General features: G+C 66.5%; 18 protein-coding genes. 15 read left to right on the forward strand and 3 right to left on the reverse strand.

What is annotated here, in order from left to right:
* Positions 1–18: 18 nt before the first annotated feature.
* Positions 19–3,546, reverse strand: coding sequence for an NB-ARC domain-containing protein (locus ACGF5U_RS11975; protein WP_392818373.1), 3,528 nt, complete (start codon positions 3,544–3,546; stop codon positions 19–21).
* A 375-nt stretch (positions 3,547–3,921) separates the two neighbouring features.
* Between ACGF5U_RS11975 and ACGF5U_RS11980 the strand changes: the two genes are divergently transcribed.
* From ACGF5U_RS11980 to ACGF5U_RS12005, 6 genes are read left to right on the forward strand one after another with little or no spacing between them, the layout of a single operon-like run.
* Complete coding sequence (locus ACGF5U_RS11980; protein ID WP_392710625.1) at positions 3,922–4,491, forward strand: class I SAM-dependent methyltransferase; 570 nt, start codon at positions 3,922–3,924, stop codon at positions 4,489–4,491.
* Complete coding sequence (locus ACGF5U_RS11985) at positions 4,488–5,804, forward strand: N,N-dimethylformamidase beta subunit family domain-containing protein (RefSeq protein WP_392709904.1); 1,317 nt, start codon at positions 4,488–4,490, stop codon at positions 5,802–5,804. Before ACGF5U_RS11980 ends, ACGF5U_RS11985 begins: the two co-directional genes overlap by 4 nt.
* 14 nt (positions 5,805–5,818) lie before the next feature.
* Positions 5,819–6,961, forward strand: a complete 1,143-nt coding sequence (locus ACGF5U_RS11990) for a glycosyltransferase family protein (RefSeq protein WP_392709905.1) — start codon at positions 5,819–5,821, stop codon at positions 6,959–6,961.
* Positions 6,962–6,965: 4 nt separating this feature from the next.
* Complete coding sequence (locus ACGF5U_RS11995) at positions 6,966–8,558, forward strand: hypothetical protein (protein ID WP_392709906.1); 1,593 nt, start codon at positions 6,966–6,968, stop codon at positions 8,556–8,558.
* Positions 8,510–9,064: an FkbM family methyltransferase gene (locus ACGF5U_RS12000; RefSeq protein WP_392709907.1), complete on the forward strand. Its 555-nt coding sequence runs from the start codon at positions 8,510–8,512 to the stop codon at positions 9,062–9,064. Before ACGF5U_RS11995 ends, ACGF5U_RS12000 begins: the two co-directional genes overlap by 49 nt.
* Before the next feature lie 20 nt (positions 9,065–9,084).
* Entirely contained in the window at positions 9,085–9,723 is a 639-nt protein-coding gene (locus ACGF5U_RS12005; protein WP_392709908.1) for a histidine phosphatase family protein, read from the forward strand.
* A 32-nt stretch (positions 9,724–9,755) separates the two neighbouring features.
* Here the strand turns inward: ACGF5U_RS12005 and metG are convergent, their stop codons facing one another.
* The gene (gene metG, locus ACGF5U_RS12010) at positions 9,756–11,477 is read right to left on the reverse strand and encodes a methionine--tRNA ligase (protein ID WP_392709909.1); all 1,722 of its coding nucleotides are present in this window, start codon (positions 11,475–11,477) and stop codon (positions 9,756–9,758) included.
* A gap of 341 nt (positions 11,478–11,818) precedes the next feature.
* Here metG and ACGF5U_RS12015 point away from each other — a divergent pair, with 341 nt between their 5' ends.
* The 3 genes from ACGF5U_RS12015 to ACGF5U_RS12025 are packed head-to-tail and all read left to right on the forward strand — an operon-like array spanning position 11,819 to position 15,705.
* Positions 11,819–13,114 carry a nucleotide sugar dehydrogenase gene (locus ACGF5U_RS12015; RefSeq protein ID WP_392709910.1) on the forward strand — a complete coding sequence of 432 codons (1,296 nt, stop codon included), beginning with the start codon at positions 11,819–11,821 and terminating at the stop codon, positions 13,112–13,114.
* A gap of 12 nt (positions 13,115–13,126) precedes the next feature.
* Positions 13,127–14,194, forward strand: coding sequence for an NAD-dependent epimerase/dehydratase family protein (locus ACGF5U_RS12020; protein ID WP_392709912.1), 1,068 nt, complete (start codon positions 13,127–13,129; stop codon positions 14,192–14,194).
* 50 nt (positions 14,195–14,244) lie between these two features.
* A complete protein-coding gene (locus ACGF5U_RS12025) occupies positions 14,245–15,705 on the forward strand; it encodes a DNA phosphorothioation-associated putative methyltransferase (protein WP_392709914.1) in 1,461 nt (486 codons plus the stop codon).
* Positions 15,706–15,711: 6 nt separating this feature from the next.
* On the opposite strand, the gene dndA is transcribed toward ACGF5U_RS12025, so the two are convergent.
* Positions 15,712–16,857: a cysteine desulfurase DndA gene (dndA, locus tag ACGF5U_RS12030; RefSeq protein ID WP_392709915.1), complete on the reverse strand. Its 1,146-nt coding sequence runs from the start codon at positions 16,855–16,857 to the stop codon at positions 15,712–15,714.
* 75 nt (positions 16,858–16,932) lie between these two features.
* Here dndA and dndB point away from each other — a divergent pair, with 75 nt between their 5' ends.
* From dndB to ACGF5U_RS12060, 6 genes are all read left to right on the forward strand, one after another.
* Positions 16,933–18,063 (forward strand): DNA sulfur modification protein DndB, encoded by a 1,131-nt coding sequence (gene dndB / locus ACGF5U_RS12035; RefSeq protein WP_392709916.1) that lies wholly within the window; start codon positions 16,933–16,935, stop codon positions 18,061–18,063.
* Positions 18,060–19,568, forward strand: coding sequence for a DNA phosphorothioation system sulfurtransferase DndC (dndC, locus tag ACGF5U_RS12040; RefSeq protein ID WP_150185333.1), 1,509 nt, complete (start codon positions 18,060–18,062; stop codon positions 19,566–19,568). The genes dndB and dndC overlap by 4 nt, the downstream gene beginning before the upstream one ends.
* Positions 19,555–21,546 (forward strand): DNA sulfur modification protein DndD, encoded by a 1,992-nt coding sequence (gene dndD / locus ACGF5U_RS12045; RefSeq protein ID WP_392709918.1) that lies wholly within the window; start codon positions 19,555–19,557, stop codon positions 21,544–21,546. Before dndC ends, dndD begins: the two co-directional genes overlap by 14 nt.
* A complete protein-coding gene (dndE, locus tag ACGF5U_RS12050; protein ID WP_392709919.1) occupies positions 21,536–21,916 on the forward strand; it encodes a DNA sulfur modification protein DndE in 381 nt (126 codons plus the stop codon). Before dndD ends, dndE begins: the two co-directional genes overlap by 11 nt.
* 296 nt (positions 21,917–22,212) lie before the next feature.
* Positions 22,213–22,680, forward strand: coding sequence for a hypothetical protein (locus ACGF5U_RS12055; protein WP_392709921.1), 468 nt, complete (start codon positions 22,213–22,215; stop codon positions 22,678–22,680).
* Positions 22,681–22,712: 32 nt separating this feature from the next.
* Complete coding sequence (locus ACGF5U_RS12060) at positions 22,713–23,072, forward strand: GIY-YIG nuclease family protein (RefSeq protein ID WP_392709922.1); 360 nt, start codon at positions 22,713–22,715, stop codon at positions 23,070–23,072.
* Positions 23,073–23,074: the final 2 nt, after the last annotated feature.

The following is a 23,074-nucleotide window of genomic DNA, read 5'->3' on the forward strand; positions in this document are numbered from 1 at the left end:
AAGCCCTTCGCTTGTCGCTCATGAGTCCTTGATCTCCAGGGACACGACCCCCGCCGCACTGCCGATCAACACCTCGCCCGTACGAGGTTCGAAGGCCGCGCAGTGCAAGGAGGCATCCACCCTGACCTTGGCGATCTGGTGCTGCTCGCTGAGTGACCACAAGCGCACCGTTCCATCCGCCGCGGCCGACACCAGGCGGTCCCCGTCGTTGAGGAAGCCCAGCATGAGGATGCGGCCGGTGTGCCCGGAGAGGTGGGAGGTGAACCTGTCCGTAGCCAGGTGCCGTACCGCGATATCACCGGTTCCCGCCCCAACCGCGACGCGATGCCCCGGTCCGTCGACCGTGACGGCGCGGGCCCACCCGCTGGGGCTGGAGAACCGGCCCTTGAACTCGCCGGTGAGGGCGTGCCACACGCGTACGGAGCCGTCACCGCCACAGGCGGCGAGGAGCTCTCCGCTGTCGTCGAAGGCGAGCGAGCGCAGTCGGCCAGCGTGAACATCCTGGCTCCACAGCAGGGCCCCGGTGGAGAAGTCCCAAACCCGGATGTGTCCGTCGCCCGTACTCGCGGCAAGGCGGGATGCCGAGCGAGCCATCGCCACGGCCCACGTACGCGGGGTGTCCTGGTTCAGGGTGAGGGACCACTCTGTGTCGAGCAGCGACCAGACCCTGACCGCCCCGTCGCCGCAGGCCGCCGCGACGTGCTCACCGCCGCCTGCCAGGGACCAAACACGCCCATGGGCCGCCGCGAGCCTCCTGCTGACCGTCCCGGTCGAGGTGTCGATGACGCCGATGCCGCCGGCTCCGTCGCCTACCACGGCGGTACGGCCGTCGGCGGCGAACTGCGTGGACCACACGGTGTTCGAGCCGCTGGCCAGCGTCCTGAGCCTGCTTCTGCCCACCGTCCAGACGCGAACAGCCCCGTCCTCGCATCCTGCTATCACGGTGCCGTCGCCTGTTCTGACGAGCGAACGCACCCAGTCGACTCCCGGTGGGGGCTGGGTCTCGCCCGCCGGACCTTCCGCCGAGAACGCCTGGATCCTCGGCTCTTCGGTGGCGGCGACGATGACATCGTCGTGCGAGGAAAGAGCAACGGCGCGGACGCGGGCCTTAAGATCGGCGATCCGGCGAACGAGAACGAGTTGACCGTCCGCCGCGTCCCACACAGTGATGGAGCGGTCACCTGATCCGGAGGCCAACAGAGAGGAGCCGGGGGTGAAGGCCACGGAACGTACCCAGTCGCGGTGAGCGGCTCGTTCATCCAGGAGACGACCTGTACGCAGGTCGAAGAGGCGGACGAACTCATCCTCGCCGGCCACGGCCACAAGCGACTGGGAGTCTCCTCCGATCGCCACGGACCAGACGGGAGTGCCGACGGTACGCATCGATCGCACGAGCACGAGCCTGTCCACGTCCCACACGTGCACAGCTCCGTCCTCGGCCCCGGAGAGCAGGAACGGGCCGGAGGGGGAGAAGGCGAGGCTGCGGATGCGGCGATTGTGCCCGGGCAGCACGCCGATGGGGTCTCCGGTGTCGGTGCGCCACAGTCGGATCGCTCCGTCGTCCCCCGCCGAAGCGAGGACCAGCCCGTCTGAGGAGAGCGCGGTGGCGAACACCCACCCGATGTGCGCCTGGTGGGCTCGGAGCAGCCGGCCGGTGTTGACGTTCCAGAGCCTGACCACTCCGTCCTCACCACCCGACGCGACCATGTCGCGAGCGGCGGAGACGCTGACGATCGCACCAATGTGGCCGGGGGCCGCCGCTTCCGTGGTGTCGTCCTCGGGAGGCAGTAGCCACTTCGGGGCGAGCACTGCCTCCGCACCAGTGACGCGTTCGGGCGTTCGCGTGTCCTGGGGCAGAGGTGAGCGCCGCAGCACGATGGAAAGCGTCGAGGCGATGTCAGCCGGGCTTTCCAGTCCGTTCAGCAGGTACCCGGCGCCGGTCAGGGCGCGGGCGGTCAGCCACTCCTGACGCTGGGGGTGGCCGGCCTCGTGCCGCCCTGGCAGAGCGTCGAGGACGGCGGCGTCCGCGGTCAGGTGCTGGTGTCCGACGATCGCGACCTTGCGGATCACGTACGACGGGGACGCCAGGAGGCTGACGAGCTCGGCGTCAAGCTCGGCTTCACGCAGGTGGAAGGGAAGATGGCGCCACAGGTAGCCCTCGGTCTCGTCCAGCGTCTCCCACGCGCCCTCGGTGCCGTGCCGGTATGACTCGATCAGGGACCGGTGAAGGGCCGCCCAACGATCGCCGATCAGGTGGCGCAGGTAGGACCGGAACACATCGTGCAGCACGATGGCGTCCCGGTCCGCGAGATAGGCGCTGATCAGGGACCGGTCGGACAGCAGTCGGCAGAACTGCCTCACCACGTGAGGCGCCCATCCGTGCGCTGTTCGCCACCAGTGGGTGAGCACCGACACGGGGATCGGCAGCGACGGCGGGAAGACCGCGAGCGAGAGGTACCGGTCCCGCAGGTCCGAGTGCCCCGCGATCGAGACGCTCTCCTCAAGGCTGCGGAGACTGGACGCGAGTGCCTGCCCGATAGCGTTCTTCCGCTGGTCCGAGTCCCAGACGTCGAATGCCTGGGGGCCGTACGCACGGATCGCCGCACCCGTCTCGGCGACCACACGACCGGCCGGGGCACCAGAGACGACCTCCTGTGCGACGTTCGCCCCGACGATCGACGCCAGCAGGGGCCATCCTCCACACGCGCCGGCGAGGCGCGCGGCTTCGGCCTCGTCCAGGTTGCCGACATTGCGGACGAGCAGCTCTCTGATCTCGCCCGACGCCATGGGACCCAGCCGTACGACCCTGGCGGCGCTGGGGCACACGCGCACGTTCCTGGTGGTGACAAGCCGTACGCAGTCCTCCCCACCCAGCAGGAAAGGGCTGAGGTCGGCCGCGGACCAGACGTTGTCGATGACGAGGAGCGCACGCCGTCCTTGGAGCAGACGAGCCAGGTGGAAGCCGGCCTGCTCCGGATCCGCGAAAGAAGGGCGGCTGCCGTCCAGATGAACGCACAGGTCGGAGATCAGCTCGACAACCCTCGCCGCCGTGCACTCCTCGCCGGTCTCCACCCACAGGAACTCCGAGAAGGAGTTCCGTACACGAGGGTCTTGGCACACCTGCGTCGCGAGCGTCGTCTTCCCGAACCCGCCGGGACCGCAAAGGGCGACTGTGGAGGCGCTGTCGTCCGCCGACGCCTCCCGCAGGACGGAGACGAGCCCCTCGAAATCATCTGACCTGTGCACCAAGCCGGGCTCCGGGACGGGTATCGGGAGGTATCTGTCCGGTGCGGGCGCGGCTGAGGACATCGGAGCACCAACCGTGTCCCAGAAGCGCTGCCGCACCTCCGCGTCGCTCCGCTCCAGCGCCGTATCCAATAACGCCTGGGAATCCGGGGTGAGAACGATCTCCTCGCCTCGGGCCTCCCAATTGGACACCGTCCGGTCGCTGACGCCGAGGTAGGCGGCGAAGCGACGCACGCTCCGACGCGTCGCGAGCCGCAGAGCGCGCGCCTCCCTTCCGGTCCAGCGCTGCACTGTGGCCACCGAAGCTCCTCCGACCGACACCAACGACGGTAACAGCGTAGGGCGGTCTGACCAGGGGCGTAGGGCCTTCGCTGCGACAGGAGTTCAGCACCGGTTCGACACCCGGGCCGTCCCGGCCGACGTAACCGGCGGTCCCGCGATCGCCCACGCGAACGACGGCGTTGCCACGCGAGTGCGGCACGACGGCAGCCCGCTGTCCCGCACCGCTCGGCAGTCTGCTCACCACGGAGCGCTGCCGCTCCGCGTGGACGACGAAGGGGTGGGTTTCAGGTGATCGAAGCAAAGCAGCATGGCGGTGCGGGCGGATGGTCCGAGAGGCAGATCGCCTACTACCGAGCGCGAGCCGGCGAGTACGACGACTCCTACAGCGACCGCATGCACATGCCCCAGCTCGCGAACGTCCTCGACGACCTGCCGATCCGCGGCGACGTCCTGGAGCTGGCGTGCGGTACCGGCCAGTGGACCCGACTGATCTCCGACCGCGTACGCAGCCTGACCGCGCTGGACGCCGCGCCGGAGATGCTGTCCGCGGCCCGTGAGCGGATGCACGGGACCGCGACTCGCTTCATCGAGGCGGACGTCTTCAGCTGGGAGCCGGATCGCCAGTACGACACCATCTTCTTCGCCTTCTGGCTGAGCCACGTGCCGCCCGTGGAGATGGAAGCCTTCTGGGACCTCCTGAGGTGGACGCTGGCGCCGGGCGGCCGCGTGGTGTTCCTCGACGACGCACCTGCCAAGGCGGGGATCGAGGAGGCCGTCGCCGAGGCCCAGGTGCCCACTGTGCACCGCAGGCTCGCCGACGGATCCCACCACCAGGCCGTGAAGGTGCTGCGTGACGCCGCCGACCTCACCTCGCAGCTGTGCGACCTGGAGTGGGAAGCCCAGATCGAGCCGGTCGACCAGTACCACATCGCTGGTGTCGCGCGCCCCTGGACGAGCGCATGACGAGCATCAGCGGCTACCCCGCCCGGCCGAGCGTCCGCGCCGGCGAAGTGCTCCGGCTGCACATCGCCGCATCGACCCCGCACTTCCACGTCGACTTCTACCGCTGGGGCGCGACGCCCCACCACGCCGGCCATGTCGAGTGGCCCGGCGGCACCGCAGAGTCCGGCACGTTCGACGCGGACTGGCGGTGGCCCGCCTACGAGTTCCTCGTGCCCCCCGAGTGGAGGTCCGGGGTCTACATCGCGACGCTGAGCACGGAGCCGACATCGGACATGCCGCCGATGGACTCCCGTGAGGCGCGGATCCTCTTCGTGGTCACACCCTCCGCGCCGTCTGGCCGCAAGGTCCTCTTCAAGATCCCGACCTTCACCTACCACGCCTACAACACGGCAGGGGGAGGCAGCCTCTACAGCGCCGCCCAGGTCACGATGCTCCGCCCCGGAGGCGGCGTCGGCGGCCCCGTCAAGGGCCTGCCCGACCCGTACGACACCGCCTCCCCGCGGCAGACCTTCGCTCACTGGGACGCCCCCTTCATCGCGTGGATGGAGGAGAACCGGATCGAGAGCGACTTCTGCACCGACCTGGACCTTCACGAAGGTCGGCACCTCCATGACGGATACCGCCTCCTGGTCGCCGCCGGCCACGACGAGTACTGGAGCGGCGAGATCCGCCGAAACGTGACCGCGTTCCGGGACAGCGGAGGAAACATCGCCAACTTCGGCGCCAACACCTGCTGGTGGCGAGTACACGTGACTCCCGACGGAGCCGGGCTGCGCTGCGACAAGTTCCCGCCCGGAGCCTCGGCCGAGAAGGATCCGGACAGCTCGTACGGCTGCCCGGATCACTGGTGGGAGTCGGAGCCCGAGAACTCCCTTCTCGGCGTGAGTTACCGAAACGGTGGTGGCCACTGGGACGGCCCGCGTACCCCGCTCGGGTTCACCGTCACGGATGCGGACCACTGGCTTTTCTCCGGCACGGGCCTGCGGACGGGCGACGTCGTCGGCCGCGACGGTGCGCTGGTCGGCTACGAATGCGACGGGGCGGCGTACGAGCTCGACGCGTCCGGCCGACCGCGCCCGACAGGCCGGGACGGGACTCCCAAGGACTTCGAGATCCTCGGCATCGCGCCGCTGCCCGGCGATTGGAACTTCGCGGCTCGGGAGGCGATGGACAGCCCTCGGGCGGCGACCCTCGGCCTTTACACGGCGAACGGCACGGTCTTCACCGCCGCCACGACCGACTGGGCCCGCCTTCTGGCCACCGACACACAGGTCTCGGCCATCACCCGCAATGTCTTCACCCGTCTCTCCTGACCGAAGGGATCGTCGTGTCTGGAAACGTACGGCCGCTCACTGTGATCATCGGCGTCAACGGCATCGGCATGGGCCACTCGGTCAGACAGAGCGTGATCGCCCAGTACCTCCGCGACCGCGGGCACGAGGTGCGCATCGTCACCAACGGCGGCGCCCGCGTGGAGTACTTCCGGGACCTCGGCTTCCCCGCTTGGGACGCGTGGATGCCGACGCTCCTCGCCCGCGCGGACCGCATATCCGCGAGTGACGCCGTACGCGCGAACATCTGGCAGGCCCCCGCCGGCCTTGCCAAGCACATGCGCCTGCGCCGGATCGTTCGCGAGACCGGCGTCCCCGACGTGTTCATCACCGACTACGAGCCCAACACTCCCCGCCTCGCGTACCACTTCAACAGACCCCTGATCTCCGTCGATCAGCAGAGCAAGTACCGACACCTCGACCTACCGGCCGTCGGCCGTTACGCCCGGACCGCCGACGAGCAGCGTCTCCGCTACTTCGCGCCCCGCGTCGACCGGTCCTTCATCTGCTCGTACGTCCCACTGGAGGCGGACGACCGAAGGCTGGAGTTCATCGCCCCGGTCATCCCCGACTCAGTGCGTTCCACGCCGGTCACGATCGAGCCCCTCGCCACCGCCTACTTCTCTCGCTACTTCGACCACGGGCCGGAAGAGTCCGTCCGAACGCTGACCAGGGTCTTCCGCCAGTACGTCCCGGACCGCGGTCTGCGGATCTACGTTCAGCCGACCGAAATCGGAAACCTGCGTCAGTACGCCGATGGCAAGATCGAGATCCGCACCTTCGACCGCGAGGCGTTCATCAGGGACATGGCGCGGTCCGAGGCTGTCTTCTCCAACGCCGGCTTCAACCTCATCAGCGAAGCCTTCGTCCTCGGCAAACCGGTCCATCTGATCCCGCTGCCCACGTACGACCAGCACTGGTGCGCCAAGGTCGTCCACGAGGCGGAACTGGGCACATCGGCTCCCCGCATCGACGGCGGAGCGGTGCTCGACTTCCTCAACCGAAGCCGGGAACTCCGCGCGAACGTCGCACGCCACCGGGACGAGCACCTCGCGGTCGACCCTCGGGAGCGGATCGCCTCCTACCTGGAGAGTCTGCCCACAGCCGCTTCGGCGATCCTCGCGCCGTCCAGGCGGTAGGCCCATGGGGACGCCACTGCTCGCCGCGTACCTGCACACCGCCGTGACCGTCTCCGCCGTCGCGGCCTGCTACCGCTTCGCGATCTCGCCTACCGTGCGGGCCATAGCGCGCCGCCCAAGCCGGTTGATCCTCATCGCGAGCATCACACCCGCCGTACCGCTCGCCTTCCTGTCCTCACCCGATCCCGGGCCCTTCCGGTGGTTCGCCATGGTCGTGATCGCGCTGCTCACGTGGCAAGGCGCGACGAGCGACTACGACGTGACGGAGCCGATCGGACCGCAACGCCTGGACAAGCGGCTCCTTCTCGTGCTGGGTGCCGCCTCGTGCTTCTGGCCCCCGGCTCTACTCGCCTGGATGGGCGTGTACTGCGGCAAGCTCCTGGGCTGGAAGCACCACGCGATGATGCCGTTGCGGCTGCTCAAGGCATACCTCGCCTGGTTTCTCGTGGCGACGTTCTTCGAGACCCCGGGCTCCCCGGCGGCACTCCTGCTCGTCCTTGGCTGCGTCTCACTCTCCCACTACGTGAAGCCGGCCTGGAGCAAGGCCCGACTCGGGCCGCGACCCTGGTCATGGGCCTGGCACAACCGCACCCACTACCTCATCGCTTCGGCGTACTCCTGGGGCTGGGCACGCTTCCTGCGCCCCGAGACCGTGTCCCGCGTATTGCGCCGCGCACGCGGCCTGGATCGGCCGGTCAACGTCCTCGCGATGGTGATCGAGGCAGCGGGGCTGATCGCGTTCCTCGATCGCCGTCTCCTGCTCGCGGTCCTCGCAGCGACGGCCGTCTTCAATGTCGCCGTCACTCTAGCCTCCGGCATCCTCTTCTGGGAGAACATCGGCACCAACATCGCTCTCGCGATCACCGTCGGGTTACTCCCCGCTGCGGAGTACGACGCGGCCTTCGGTTGGCCAGCCGCGCTGCTGGCACTCGCGGTGCTCGTGCTCAGCGCCGCCGACCTGCTGTGGCAGCCCTGGCACCTGGGGTGGTGGGACTCTCCTTTCACGGCCCGTGTCCACTGGCAGGTGGAGACCGCGTCCGGCGAACAGCAGAGCCTCTACAACGGCTTCATGTGCCCGTACGAGCGGGAGTTCGGCCGCGTTCTGGGCTACTTCCTGACGAGCGAACCGGTCCTCCACGACCACCTCGGCATCGTCTGGGACCGGCGGCTCCGCGACCTCATCGTCCACGCGGACGGGGACCAAGAGACGCTGCGCCACCTCAAGAAGACCTACGGCCGTGTGCATAAGGACGAGCAGCAAGCGAACGAGCACGTCGATTTCCTGACCACGATGTTCAGCCGCCTCAACAACGGTGTCCCGAAAGGCCCGTTGCCCCGACCGCTGCGCTGGCTCAAAGCGCCCGGCGGCCAGCTCTACCGGTGGGGCGACCTGCCGCCCTACCGCGGCGACGAAGTCGTCCGCCGCATCACCATCCGGTACGAGGAGCGCTGCTACCGCCCCGCGACCGGCGACTTCGTCCTGCTCGCCGACGACGTCCTACACGAGATCGACCTCGTACCCCCGAAACCCGACCACGGGAGCACCTCATGCGCAAAATCTTCATCGACTGCGGCGCCAACCTCGGAGTCGTGCTGAACCGCTTCATACACGAGCTTCCGGATCATGACTTCTACGCCTTCGAGCCGAACGCGGAGCTAGTCCCTTCCATCCGCCGGCACGTCGAACAGGCCCAGGGCTCCGCCCGTATCGAGATCTCCCAGAGCGCGGTGTGGACCCATGATGGGACGATCGACCTCTTCCTCGGCCACCACGAGAGTTCCACCGTCATGCCGGGCAAGCAGGTGCCGCCGGTGTACGACCAGCAGATCGACTACACCTCGCCGATCTGGGTACCGGCCATCGACTTCAGCGCCTGGCTGCGGCGGACGGTCAGTCCCGGTGATCACGTCGTCGTGAAGATGGACATCGAAGGTGCCGAGTACCCCGTGCTCACCAAGCTGCTGGACGACGGGACGATCAACCTCATCTCCGTCCTCTACATCGAGTGGCACTACGACCGCTTTCCCGCCATGAGCCGTGCCGAGCACGACCACGTCGCCGCGGCGGTCTCCGCTTGTGTCGACGTCCGCGACTGGGACTGATACGAGGAAGGGGCCACGCCATGCGCACCAAGCACGTCTACCTGATCAAGCACGGCGAGACTGAAGAGAACCTGCGGGGCATCCACCAGGGCCAGGCCGTCGGAGGCAGGCTGAGCGACCGCGGCAGGAACGACATCCGCGCGGTCGGTAACGGCCTCGCCGCAACCGGTATCACCGTGGACCAGATGCTCGTCAGCCCGATGTCCCGTTGCCGCGAATCGGCGGCGCTGCTGACCGCGGTGCTCAGGCCGACCGACGTACGCGTGGACGAACGCCTCGCCGCCAAGAACAGCGGCCACCTCGGTGGCCGGCCCAGGGAGCTCGCCGCCTCTGAGGCAGCACGCCATGGCGTGCCCATCCACCAGCTCCGCACGCCGGGCGGCGAGTCATCGGAGGACGTGCAGGCGCGCTATGTGGACCTGTGGAACCAGGTCCACACCGGGCCGCATCGGACGACCGTCCTCGTCGGGCACGGCGGGGGCATCGCCTGCCTGCTGCTGTGGCTCACGGGGAACGGCTTCGATCGCTACCTCCAGCACGTCCCTGGGTCAGCCGGCGTCACGTGGGTCGAGGCAGACGACACGGCTTCCCACATCCGGCTGATGAACGTGCCGCCCGCGAGCCTGCCCAGCCTTCTCGACCCCCGTACCGCCCGATGAGAGCACGGACGGTACGGGCGCGGGAGACACGGTCAGGCGTCCGGGGAACCGCCGAAGCGCGCCCGGTAGGACTCCAGGTCCTCCTCCGTGATCTTCGCGAAGAGCACGGGCGGCACGGTGAACGCGGTGCCGGCCGGCACGGCGTCCAGGGACTTGGCCTGCTCGGCGGTCACCCAGGTCGCGGTGTCGTTCTCCAGGGCGAAGGCCCCGCGCATGGCGGCGGCCGTAGCCGGGATGAACGGCTCGGAGACGACCGCGTACAGGTGGATCAGGTTCATCGCGGTACGGAGAGTCAGCGCGGCGCCGTCGGCGTCGGTCTTGATCTCCAGCCAGGGCGCCTTCTCCTCCAGGTAGGAGTTGCCCGCGGACCACAGGGCGCGCAGCGCGGCGGCCGCCTTACGGAACTGGAGCGCCTCCATGTGCTCCTCGTACTCGGCCAGCAGGCGCGCGATCTCCTCGCCGAGCTTCGCCTCCGCCTCGCCGGCGGCGCGGCCGGCCGGGACTTCGTCGCCGAACCGCTTCCGGGAGAAGGACAGCACGCGGTTGACGAAGTTGCCGAGAGTATCGGCCAGGTCCTTGTTGACCGTGGCGGTGAAGTGCTCCCAGGTGAACGACGAGTCGTCCGACTCGGGGGCGTTGGCGATCAGGAAGTAGCGCCAGTAGTCGGCGGGGAGGATCTCCAGGGCCGCGTCGGTGAAGACGCCACGCTTCTGGGAGGTGGAGAACTTGCCGCCGTAGTACGTCAGCCAGTTGAAGCCCTTGACGAATTCGACCATCTTCCACGGCTCGCGGACACCGAGTTCGGTGGCCGGGAACATCACGGTGTGGAAGGGGACGTTGTCCTTCGCCATGAACTCGGTGTAGGTGACGTCGTCCGCCTCGTACCACCACGACTTCCAGTCGCGGGTCTCGCCGTCCGTGGCGGCGTCCGCCCACTCCTTCGTCGCGCCGATGTACGCGATCGGGGCGTCGAACCAGACGTAGAAGACCTTGCCCTCGGCCGCGAGCTCCGGCCAGGTGTCGGCGGGGACGGGCACGCCCCAGTCCAGGTCACGGGTGATCGCACGGTCGTGCAGGCCCTCGGTCAGCCACTTCCGGGCGATCGACGAGGACAGGTGCGGCCACTTCTCGCTCACCGAGTCGATCCACGCCTCGACCTCGTGCTGGAGCTTGGACTGCAGCAGGAAGAGGTGCTTGGTCTCGCGGACCTCCAGCTCCGTGGAGCCGCTGATCGCGGATCGAGGGTCGATCAGGTCGGTCGGGTCGAGCACGCGTGTGCAGTTCTCGCACTGGTCGCCGCGGGCCTTGTCATAGCCGCAGTGCGGACAAGTGCCCTCGACGTACCGGTCCGGCAGGAAGCGCCCGTCGACGGGCGAATACACCTGGCGGATCGCGCGCTCCTCGATGAAGCCGTTCTCGTGCAACTTGCGCGCGAAGTGCTGGGTGATCTCGACGTTCTGCTGGGAGGAACTCCGGCCGAAGTAGTCGAAGGCCAACTCGAAGCCGTCGTACACGGCCTTCTGCGCGTCGTGGGCCTGTGCGCAGAACTCGGCGACGGAGAGCCCGGCCTCCTTGGCGGCCAGCTCGGCCGGCGTGCCGTGCTCGTCGGTGGCGCAGATGTAGAGGACGTCGTGACCGCGCTGGCGGAGGTACCGGGAGTACACATCCGCCGGAAGCATCGACCCGACCATGTTGCCCAGGTGCTTGATCCCGTTGATGTAGGGAAGCGCACTGGTGACCAGGTGTCGAGCCATCCTCGGATGCTCCATTTCGTACGTACGGCGCCGGTGACAGTGCCACGGCGGGCCCAAGTCGGGAGGCTGCAGCCGATGCGATCACTCGGATCGCACGCTGGTGTCACGCATGGTGACGGAACGGGTCTACAAGCCAACGCCATCGTATCGAACCGGGGCTTTCGCCATCCCACAGGTTTTCTGACCGGCCTGGGCGGAGCGCGAAAAGCACTCGGCCGTCCAAGACAGGCGGCCAAGCGAGTCTCGTACGGCCGAGGCGCTTTCCATCTTAAAGCCACCGCCGGGCCACGGGTCCGCGCCCGCCGTACACATCCGCACGCTTACACAACGAGGTGGAGAGCATGATCGAGAAGCGTGAGACCCAGCGGCTCCGCGTCGTCGTCGTGGGGCAGGGGTATGTCGGGCTCCCGCTCGCGGTGAGAGCCGCCGAGGTCGGGCACCAGGTCGTCGGCTTCGACGTGGACGCGCGGCGGGTCAAGCGGCTCATGCTCGGAGAGTCCTACATCGAGGACGTCACCGACTCGCGTCTGGCGCCGCTCCTCGCCGCCGGCGCCTACCGACCCACCATCGACCCCTCCGACTGCGCGGGATTCGACGTAGCGGTCGTCACGGTGCCCACGCCGCTCCGCGACGGAGCTCCGGACCTGTCGCATGTCGAAGACTCGGCGCTGCTGCTGGGCCACCACCTCACTCGCGGGGCGACCGTCGTCCTGGAGTCCACGACGTACCCGGGCACCACGGAGGAAGTATTCGGCCCCCTCCTCGAAAGCACTTCCGGCCTGACGGTGGGCTCCGACTTCCACCTTGGCTATAGCCCTGAGCGCATCGACCCTGGCAACCCGAAATGGAGACTGGAGAACACCCCGAAGATCGTCTCCGGGATCGATGCGGCGGCCCAGGAAGCAATCCGTCACTTTTACGCATCCCTCGTCGACAAGGTCGTCCCGGTGGCCAACTGCAAGGAAGCCGAGCTGACAAAGCTGCTCGAGAACACCTTCCGGCACGTGAACATCGCGCTCGCCAACGAGCTGGCGATTTTCGCGCACGAGCTGGGCATCGACGTCTGGGCCGCCATCGACGCCGCCTCCACCAAGCCGTTCGGGTTCATGCGCTTCGCCCCGGGACCAGGAGTCGGAGGCCACTGCCTGCCCATAGACCCCTCCTATCTGTCCTGGCGCGTCCAGCGGACCGTAGGGCGCAACTTCCGCTTCGTCGAACTCGCGAACGACGTCAACAACCACATGCCCGACTACGTCGTCCGGCGCCTGGTCGACGGGCTCAACAAACGCAAGAAGTCCGTCAACGGCTCCCGGGTACTACTGCTCGGCCTCGCGTACAAGGCCAACACCGGGGACGCCCGCGAGACGCCGGCGGCGCGGATCGCGGAGCTGCTCATCGGCATGGGCGCGGAGGTGCAGGCGGCCGACCCCCACGTCAGCGACGACGCTCACCCTCGCGCCGACGGCCTGGCGAACCTCAAGCGAGTCGACGCCACTCCCGCTGGCCTCGCGGCGGCCGACGCCGTCGTCCTCCTCGCCGACCACGACGCCTTCGACTACCCCCTGATCACCGCGCACGCCCCCTACATCCTCGACTGCCGCCGTCGCCTCGTCGGCGCACACGTCGACTCTCTCTGAAGGGAAGCCCACGTGAAGATCGTGATCACCGGTGGCGCCGGCTTCATTGGAAGCAACCTCGCCCGAGCCCTGACCGACCACCCCAAGATCACCCAAGTCCGGGTGGTCGACAACCTCTCCACCAGTCGCGAGGCCAACATCGCCGGCCTCGGCGTCGACTTCTTCGAAGGCGACATCCAGAACGCCGACCTCCTGGACCAGGTGTTCCGCGGCGCGGACGCCGTCGTCCACCTCGCCGCGCTGCCCTCCGTACCGCGCTCGGTCCGAGATCCCTTGGCCAGCCACGAGGCCAACGCGACCGGAACCCTCCAAGTCTTGGAAGCCGCGCGCCGCGCGGGCGGCCTGCACGTGATCGCCGCGTCCTCGTCCTCCGTGTACGGCGCGAACCCTCGCCTGCCGAAGCACGAGGACCTCACCACAGCTCCGATGAGTCCGTACGCGGTGACCAAACTCGCCACGGAGGCATACCTGGGCGCCTACCACCACAGCTTCGACCTGCCCGTGCTGCCCTTCCGCTTCTTCAACGTCTACGGCCCCGGCCAGCGCGCGGACCACGCCTACGCCGCGGTTATCCCGAAGTGGATCAGCGCCACGCTCGCCGGCGAGCCCGTGACCGTCTACGGCGACGGCACCCAGACCCGCGACTTCACGTACGTGGGCACCGTGTGCCGCATCCTCACCGACGCCCTCCTCCGCCGGATCGTCGAGCCCCGCCCTGTGAACTTGGCCTTCGGGACTCGCACACCGCTCCTGGACCTCATCCCGGAGATCGAGACGGCGACTGGTCACCGCGTCCGGCGGGAGCACGTGTCTGCTCGCACCGGCGACGTCCCTCACTCTCAGGCCGATAGCAGTCGTCTGCGGGCACTCTTCCCGACGGTGGCGCCGGTGACACTTGAGGAAGGCATCTCGGCGACCGTGCGCTGGTTCCGCAACTCGGTGAGGAGCGGGACTCGATCGCATGGCCAGTCGTTCAACCCTACAAGCTACAACGCGCTGTACGCGTGCCCATCTCTGCAGGAGCACCCTCGCGGCAGCTCACCTGCCACTCCGTACGTCCCGCCAACTGCCAGGCGGTGAGATTCGACAAGGCGCCGTTAGTGCCCGCTCAACTTCGCCATACTCCGAGAGTGAGCCAGGAGACACCGGGGAAGGTCATGACTCAAGAGGCCAGAAGCAGGAGATGGCTCACTGCCATCACGCGAGGCAGCTTGTCCGTCCCCGCCCGTCAAGCCCTACTCGACCGACAAATCCTCCCCGACGAATCTGTCTTCGACTACGGATGCGGGCGCGGGGAAGATGTTCGCGCACTGCGGCACCTGGGATGCGATGCCGCCGGCTGGGATCCCTTCTACGAGCCCGATGCGCAACTGAAGTCGGCCCCGGTGGTACTTCTCACGTACGTCCTAAACGTCATCGAGGACCCTGTCGAACGGCGGCGCACTCTCCAGAACGCCTGGGATCTCGCAGGGAAGGTGTTGATCGCTGCCGCACGCCTGTCTTGGGAGAGATCGAAGGTCAACGGTCAGGAGTTCGGGGACGGTCTGCTGACCCGGCGCAAGACGTTCCAACACTTGTATGGGGCCAACGAGCTCCGGACCTACGTTGAAGAGATCACTGGTGTCCGGGCCGTGTCCGCCGCACCAGGGATCATCTACGCATTTAAGAGCGACAGCGACCGGTTGAGCTATCTCGCACGCCGCATCGTCGCCGACGACGAGTGGCTGGCTTCCAGCGACACGGCTACCGCAGTAGCCGCGCTCATCAACCACGTGGAGCGCCGCGGACGCCCTCCGCGCCTGGAAGAAACACCCCGGCTCACAGCCCAACTACTGGCGCGCCTGAGCCCGGCGGAGGTACGCCGTCTCGTACGCGAGTCCGCCGACCCGGCCAAGGTGAGCGAGGGTGCCAAACGCACCACTCTCAACACGCTACTGTTCCTTGCGGTTGATCTCTTTAACGGCCGCGGTCCGTTCACCAGTCTGCCGCTGACTCTGCAGCTGGACATTCGGGCGTTCTTCTCTTCATACAAGGAGGCGTGCCGACGAGCCGACCGGCTGCTGCTCAAACTTCGGGACGACGCCTACGTCCGTGGAGCTATGAGCGCCTCCAACGTTGGCAAGCTGACCCCAACCGCGCTTTACGTTCACGCGAGAGCGGTCGATTGGATGCCGACCGTGCTGCGCTTGTACGAGCACTGCGCCTCGGTTGCAGCCGGGCGACCGCAGGCGTGGAACGTTGTCAAGCTCTGCCATCGGGGCCGTGCAGTGAGCTGGTTGGACTACCCGGAGTTCGACCGCGACCCTCATCCACGCTTGCTGACGTCCTACCAGGTGGACTTGGAGACCTTCGAGACGTCCCATCATTCGTATGAAGGTCGCAGCAATCGGCCGCTCCTCCACCGAAAGCACGAATTCCTGCACCCCGATGATCCGGAGGCGCCGAAGTACCGGCGCCTGACGGAGGCTGAGATCAAAGCTGGGTTGTATGCACACCCGCACCAGATTGGTACTGAGGCTGGCTGGGAGAGCGAGCTTGCTCGGTGCCAGCGCGCCCTCCACGGGCACCGCCTCATCCGAGTTCGCGACTAGGCCCACTCAGGACCGAGGCCGAAGCTTGCCAACACCGTTGGCCAGCTCCGCGACGTCCAGCGTCTCTGCTTGTTCGGGATACCAGGAGAACCGCAGCCCATTTCTCGCCACTTTGTCCGGCAAGTCCATTGCGGTGAGAACGTGGCTCGGCGTGTAGGAGGCGCTAGTGCACGCAGAACCCGTCGCGACCGCGACGAGTTCCTTGAGGGTTACGAGGAACGCTTCAGAGTCCACATCCTCGAAGGAGATGTTGAGGATGTGCGGGACGACGTGATCCTGGTCACCATTCAGATGGAAGCGCTCTGATGCCAACCCTTCGAGGAGCCTCGCACGCAGTTCCAGGGCGGCAGCCTGCCACCGGGCGTGCTCCTTCTCGGAGATCTTCGCGGCCTCGGCCAGGCCCATGATCAAGGGCACGGGGAGGGTGCCGGGCCGCAGGCCGCGTTCCTGCCCGCCGCCAAACATGATCGGCTCCAAGGGGGGCCGCTCATCATCCATGCTTTCTCGGCGTCGAGCGACCAGTGCGCCTACGCCTTTGGGTGCGCCGATCTTGTGACCGCTAATGCTGATCATATCGATCGGCGCGGTCAGATCAGCAGGGACCTTGCTGTACCCCTGAGCTGCATCCACGTGCAGGTACGTCAAAGTGGATTGAAGCTCGCGCGCGAGGTCCGCAACGGGCTGGATGACCCCAGTCTCGTTGTTCACGTGCATCAGCGACACGAGCAGGGTGTCCGGTCGCAACCGTTCCAACACAGCCTCGACCGCGACCCGGCCCGAGGGGCCGGGCTTGAGGAAGTCCACTTCGAAACCTCGGCGAGCTAGGTGCTCCAAGGGCTCAAGCACCGCCTTGTGCTCGATGGCGGAAGTGATGATGTGGCGCCGGCCAGTCCGCTCGCCGTAGGCAGCTAGCCCAAGCAGAGCGATGTTGTTGCTCTCCGTAGCGCCGCTAGTGAAGATCAGCTCATCGGGCTCTGCCCCGACGGTCCCCGCCAGGTAGTCGCGGGCACGTTCAACCGCACGCTTGGCGCGGAGACCGAACTCATGGCGGCTACCGGCGTTCCCGAACTCGGCCGTCATCCAGTGCAGGACAACATCGGCCACCCTCTGGTCCACGCGCGTCGTCGCCGCCGCGTCGAGGTACGTCACCATCGAACCCAACCACCTTCGAGCGTGATTCCCACGTGCTGTGTACGTCATTTACCTGACGTACGATAGCGTGTGCAGGTGGGATCTTCTGTCACTCCTCAACCTGCGGAACCGCCGACATCTGCCGGTTTCGAGTACATTTTTCCGGCCATCCGCGGTGTCCAGGCAGGACGCGAGTTCTACGTGTCCATGTGCCCACTGCGCCTCATCCCCAAGATCTTCCTCTTCGATGAGGACGAGTTGGCCCCCGAGGTGCGCGCGCAGCGGACTTTGAACAAGGGGCGACTGCCGGCGCTGACCCGCTACATCATCGACAACCCCGCCGACTACGTCTTCAGTGCGCTGACCGCTTCTGTCGATGGCGACATCCGCTTCGAAGGCATTGCGGACAGCGGCGTGGGCATGCGTGCCGGCCAGATCCGCATCTCGATGGCTGCCCGGTTCCTCATCAACGACGGCCAGCACCGGCGCGCCGCTATCGAGCAGGCACTGAAGGAGAACCCCGACCTCGGCGAGGAGACGATAGCCGTGGTGTTCTTCCACGATGCCGGCCTCGCTCGCTGCCAGCAAATGTTCGCTGACCTGAACCGGCATGCCGTGAGGCCCCCCCGCTCCATCGGTGTGCTGTACGACCACCGTGATGATCTGTCCACCACTGTGCGGCTGCTGGCCATGCGTGCCCCGATGTTCAAGGGGCACGTGGACATGGAGAACAGCACCTTGTCGCAGCGCTCCCGTAAACTGTTCACTCTGAGCTCCCTCTATTACGCCACGCAGTCTCTGCTGCAGGACCTAAAAATCAGCAAGCAGCAGTCCCACGAGTTGGCCGAGGCGTACTGGAGCGCGATCGACGCATTGATCCCAGAGTGGGACATGGTGCGACGGCGTGAGATGTCAGCATCGGAGATGCGCCGCGACTTCCTGCACAGCCACGGCATCGCCTTGCATGCGCTAGGACGTGTCGGCAACACGTTGCTGCGAAGGTCCCTGGCGCCACGGAGCTGGTCCCCAACCCTTCAGCGCCTGTCCACTGTGGACTGGACACGTTCCAACACGGACTGGGAAGGGCGAGCCCTTGTCGGCGGGAGGGTCTCCAAAAGTCGACAGAACTTGACCTTGACCGTGAACTACGTGCGGCAGCACCTCAAGCTAGAGCTGAGCCCCGAGGAACAGCGCGTGGAAGACGCCTATCTGCGAGGAGAGTCATGAGCACCCCCAACTCGACGAGGACCTTCCAAGACAGGCCCTTGGCGGAGGTCGTCGAAGAGCTGACGGAAGAGATCCGCGAACTCTATATCGCGGATGAAGTGCCCTGGGTCATCGGGTACAGCGGCGGAAAAGACTCCACTGCAGTTCTCCAACTGGTTTGGCTCGCGCTAAGGGGCCTGCCCACCGGCCAGCGCACCAAGCCAGTCCACGTGATCAGCACGGACACTCTGGTGGAGAACCCTGTCGTTTCCGCCTGGGTTGGGCAATCCCTGGACACCATGCGTGCCGCCGCGCAGGAACAGCAGCTTCCGATCGAGTCACACAAGCTGACCCCGGACGTCAAAGACACATTCTGGGTTAGCTTGATCGGTAAGGGCTACCCCGCGCCCCGGCCGAGGTTCCGCTGGTGCACCGAACGGTTGAAGATCAAGCCGTCTAACGCCTTTATCCGACGAGTTGTGCGACGTCACGGGGAGACCATCCTCGTGCTGGGAATCCGCAAGGCCGAAAGCCAGGCCCGGGCTCGGTCGATGGCCCAGCACGAGAAGCGTCGCGTTCGCGACCGCCTCTCGCCCAATGGAAAGCTTCCCAACTCCCTGGTCTACAGCCCGATTGAGGACTGGTCGACCGAGGAGGTGTGGGCGTTCTTGATGCAGTACCCCAACCCGTGGGGCCACGACAACAAAGATCTGCTGACGATGTACCAGGGCGCGTCCGATGATTCAGAGTGTCCCCTGGTTGTTGACGACACCACGCCCTCATGTGGGGACAGCCGGTTCGGCTGCTGGACCTGCACGCTTGTCGAGCAGGACAAGTCGATGACTGCCATGATTCGCAATGACGACGAGAAGGAGTGGATGCGGCCGCTGCTCAAGCTCCGCAACGAGCTCGACGACGTCAATAACGAGAACCAGACACGCGACTTCCGCCGGATGAATGGCAATGTCCAGCTACTCGGCGACGGCGACCGAACCATCCCTGGACCGTACAAGCAGTCTGCTCGCGAGGACTGGCTCCGCAAGCTTCTCAGCGCGCAGAACAAGGTACGGAACCACAAGAAGGCGCCGGAGCACGTGCGCGGCATCGAACTGATCTCGATGAAGGAGTTGCACGAGATCCGCCGGATCTGGGTGTTCGACAAGCACGAGGTTGAGGACTCCCTGCCGCGAATCTACGAGGAGGTGACCGGCGAGACTTTCCCCGGCTTGCCCCTGGACGAGCAGCTCGTGCTGGGCGCGGAGGAGATCGGTCTGCTCAAGGAAGCGTGTGAGGACGACCCGATCCACTTCTCCATGACGCGTGAACTCCTCGCGGTCGAACGGCAATACCGGACAATGTCCCGACGCGCCGGCCTGTTTGAGTCTTTGGAGAAAGCCATCAAGAAGGGCTACTACGAGGACGCGGACGACGCGCTGCAGTTCGCCCAGAAGCTGAAGGCACTGCGCGAGAGTGACCCAACCCAGCTGTCGCTGAACGAAGAGACCACCACCGATGCACCTGCATAGCCTGACACTCCAAGATTTCGGCGCCTACCAAGGTCGGCAGCACCTCGACCTTCGAGTCAAGCCCAAACGCCCGATCATCTTGATCGGCGGTCTGAACGGCTGCGGCAAGACGACGCTGCTCGACGCGATCCAGCTCGTGCTGTACGGCCCTAGGGCCCGTTGCAGCGGGCGAGGCAACCGTTCGTACGAAACATACTTGCGCGAAAGCATCAACCGCGCAGCCGACTCCTCCAAGGGGGCCGCGCTACAGCTGGAATTCTCGATCACCGTCGAGGGCCGCAGCCGCACCTACGAGGTCGACCGAACCTGGGCACTCATCGGCAAGAACGTGAGGGAGAATCTGGCCGTCACCATTGACGGCCGGTATGACGCCACGATCAGCGAGAACTGGGCAGAGCACGTCGAGGAAATCCTGCCCCTAGAGGTTGCCTCGCTCTTCTTCTTCGACGGTGAGAAGGTCGAGCAGCTGGCCGACCCTGAGCGGGCAGCCGGCGTAATCGAAGCCGCCGTCCATTCGCTGCTCGGTGTCAGGGCTGTCGAACAGCTGCGCACCGACCTCCTCGTTCTTCAGCGCCGACAGAGGCTGTCATCAGAGGACCGGGGAGCCCTTGAGCAGCTCCACGACCTGAAGGCCCAGAAGCGGGCAGCCTCGGAGGAGGTGTCCGCCCGAGAGACGGAACTGGACCAGGCCAATAAGCGCCACACCGAGGCCGAGGAAGAACTGAAGAAGATAGAGCGGCAATTCAAGCGCGCGGGTGGACATCTGTTCGAGGAGCGCCTCGCGCTCGAGGCCGCCAAGGCAGCCGCGGCGGACCGCCTGGCGCAGGCGCAGAGGTCGCTGCGCGGTCTAGCCGAAGGTGCATTCCCTCTGGTGCTGCTCCGTGATCAACTCGCCACGCTGATGGAACAAGCCGTCCAGGAGCAGGAAGCGCACGAAGCGCGTCAGGTCGTTGGCATCCTCGAATCTCGGGATGCATGGCTGATTGATCAGCTGCCAGACAGCGTGCCCGCCGCCGCCCGCACCGCATTGAAGAAGAAACTGACGGTCGAGAGGAAGAAGCGCGCCGCAGCAGCCGACCTCGGCTTGGACCTGGGCCTGCCGGACAACCTCATCCAGAAGTTGTCCACGCTGGATGAGATTCTGCGAGCTCACGAGGCTCGCGCCGCCGAACTCCTGGAAGCAGCCGACAAGGGTGCGCACGAGCTGCAGCAGGCGGAACGTCAACTGGCTGCCGTTCCGGACGAACGTAAGATCAAGGACCTTATCGACGCGCGCCAGGCGGCCAGGGATGAAGTGACCGTCGCCCGTGCCGCTGTCGAACAGGCCACCCAGCTGTTTGCGGAGGCCAAAGCCCGCCAGGCGCGGGTTACGGCCGACTTCGAGCGCACACGCGAGAAGCAGGCCCTACCGCTGGTCCGCGAGGAAGAGCTCAAGCGAGTCGCCGCCTACGCGGAGAAGGCTCGCGCGACCCTGGAACGCTTCGGCTCTGCTCTCCTGCGCAAGCACATCAGCAGCCTGCAGGTGGCTGTCCTGATCAGCTTCCAGACTCTGATGCGCAAGAGCGGGCTAATCAAGAGCCTGCGGATCGACACTGACAAGTTCACCATCGCTCTGACCGACCAAGACGGGGAGCCTGTCGACCCCTCCCGGCTCAGCGCCGGAGAGCGGCAGCTCTTGGCCGTGTCCCTCTTGTGGGGGCTGGCCAAGGTGGCCGGCAACCGGCTCCCCACCGTCATCGACACCCCTCTGGGGCGCCTGGACAGCCGCCACCGCGAACATCTCGTTGACCGTTACTTCCCTTACGCCGGCCGACAGGTCCTGCTGCTGTCTACAGACGAAGAGATCGACGAGAACCTCTTGAACCGGCTGCGGCCCTCCATCGCCCAGAGTTACGTCCTCGCGCACGACGACACCACGTTCACCACCCGCGTCGGCAAGGGCTACTGGTGGACCGAGGGAGCCCTCCATGCCGTCTGAGATCACTATCCGGCTTTCCCAGACCGCCAAAGATCAGCTGGGCTGGCTCAAGCGCAACACTGGGCTAACCCAGTGGAACGAACTGTGCCGCTGGGGACTCGCGCTGTCGCTACGTGACCCGTCCACACCGCTCGTGCGGGACATCACCACCGACTCGAACGTGGAGATCTCCTGGAAGACCTTCGCCGGACCATACGGCGATGTCTACCTGTCTCTCCTGAAGCAGCGGTGCGCGAAGGATGGAGAGGAACCCACGGACGCTGCTGTGAGCAAGGCCCTGCTGATCCATCTGCACCGCGGTATTGGCTACCTCGCTGGCCGCCAGGATCTGCGTTCCATCCAGGACCTCATCGCCATCACGACCGAGTAGCCACGGCCCGTCGGAGCCCGCTTCCCCTGACTGGGGAGGCGGGCTTTGCCATACCAGTGGCCTCGAACCTGTTGCCCCGTCAAAAAATGTGCGCTGCAAGCGCAACAACTCCTCCCGCCACCCGACCTCTAGAGGTAGGGAGAGCAAAGCCCGCTCAACGGCGCGGACTTCACGCAAACGGCCGCGCTCTGTCAGCCCCTGGCAGTACGCTGGGCCTACAACCACATAACACCGCTTCACTTTTCGGACGTGTGCCACCGCATGGGGCCCACCACCAGACACCCGGAGCGAACAGCATGATCAGCCACCCCGTCGCCGGGGCGGTCAGCGCGCTGCAGAAGCAGGCGCTGGCTAGCAGGGACACCTACGAGCTCGACCGTATCGACCGCGCACTCGACGAGCTCCTGCGCAACCCGACGGACGCCTCTACTCCAGGCCCTTACCGCACCAAGTCGGCCATGGGGCATGCTTACGAGGTGCTCGAGCGTCGCCGAGCCATCGCCCAATTCATCCCGCTTGCGCCTGACCACGTCAACCGCGGGCAGCCCGATTCCAGCCTTCTGGCCGCCGAACTCCTCGCGTGGGTCAACACCGAACCGAACCTCACCCACGCAGAGCGGGTATTGCTCAACAACCTTGCCATCGGCCACGACGCTGCCTCCTTGGCCGACCGGCAAGCGGTACCGCTGCAGCGCATGCGTGAGCGCGTCAGCCGAGCCCGGCGCCGCGCGCGAGCCCTCTGGCAGGCCGCGGAGGCAGCGTGACCCCCATCCCTGTAAGGCTCAGCCCGAGCCTCGTGCGTACGCTCATACCGCCGCAGCGGATCGGCACCTACGTCCTGTACTCGGAGGACGGCCACCCCACCTACGTCGGCCGAAGCGACACGGACATCCGTCGACGGCTCCTACGGCACTGCTCAGACCGCCGCGCCGACTACTTCACCTACGACGTACACCACAGCGCCGCCAGCGCTTACATGGTCGAGTGCGCGCTGTTCCACCTTCTCACCCCTGACGCCTCCAATCGGATTCACCCGGCGCGGCCAGAGGGGCACCCCATTCCCTGCACCTTCTGCCTACCCCAGCAACAGGCCGCTCGCCGAGACCGCATCTACGCCGCCCAGGAGCACGTGCGGCCCGCTACGACGAAGGACTGACG

The organism is Streptomyces sp. NPDC047886, from assembly GCF_043204435.1.
Lineage (GTDB): Bacteria > Actinomycetota > Actinomycetes > Streptomycetales > Streptomycetaceae > Streptomyces.

Coding starts and splice junctions, on each gene's coding strand:
- ACGF5U_RS11980 (WP_392710625.1), top strand. CDS start 3,922: ATGCACATGCCCCAGCTCGCGAACGTCCTCGACGACCTGCCGATCCGC.
- ACGF5U_RS11985 (WP_392709904.1), top strand. CDS start 4,488: ATGACGAGCATCAGCGGCTACCCCGCCCGGCCGAGCGTCCGCGCCGGC.
- ACGF5U_RS11995 (WP_392709906.1), top strand. CDS start 6,966: ATGGGGACGCCACTGCTCGCCGCGTACCTGCACACCGCCGTGACCGTC.
- ACGF5U_RS12000 (WP_392709907.1), top strand. CDS start 8,510: ATGCGCAAAATCTTCATCGACTGCGGCGCCAACCTCGGAGTCGTGCTG.
- ACGF5U_RS12005 (WP_392709908.1), top strand. CDS start 9,085: ATGCGCACCAAGCACGTCTACCTGATCAAGCACGGCGAGACTGAAGAG.
- metG (WP_392709909.1), bottom strand. CDS start 11,477: ATGGCTCGACACCTGGTCACCAGTGCGCTTCCCTACATCAACGGGATC.
- ACGF5U_RS12015 (WP_392709910.1), top strand. CDS start 11,819: ATGATCGAGAAGCGTGAGACCCAGCGGCTCCGCGTCGTCGTCGTGGGG.
- dndA (WP_392709915.1), bottom strand. CDS start 16,857: ATGGTGACGTACCTCGACGCGGCGGCGACGACGCGCGTGGACCAGAGG.
- dndC (WP_150185333.1), top strand. CDS start 18,060: ATGAGCACCCCCAACTCGACGAGGACCTTCCAAGACAGGCCCTTGGCG.
- dndD (WP_392709918.1), top strand. CDS start 19,555: ATGCACCTGCATAGCCTGACACTCCAAGATTTCGGCGCCTACCAAGGT.
- dndE (WP_392709919.1), top strand. CDS start 21,536: ATGCCGTCTGAGATCACTATCCGGCTTTCCCAGACCGCCAAAGATCAG.
- ACGF5U_RS12055 (WP_392709921.1), top strand. CDS start 22,213: ATGATCAGCCACCCCGTCGCCGGGGCGGTCAGCGCGCTGCAGAAGCAG.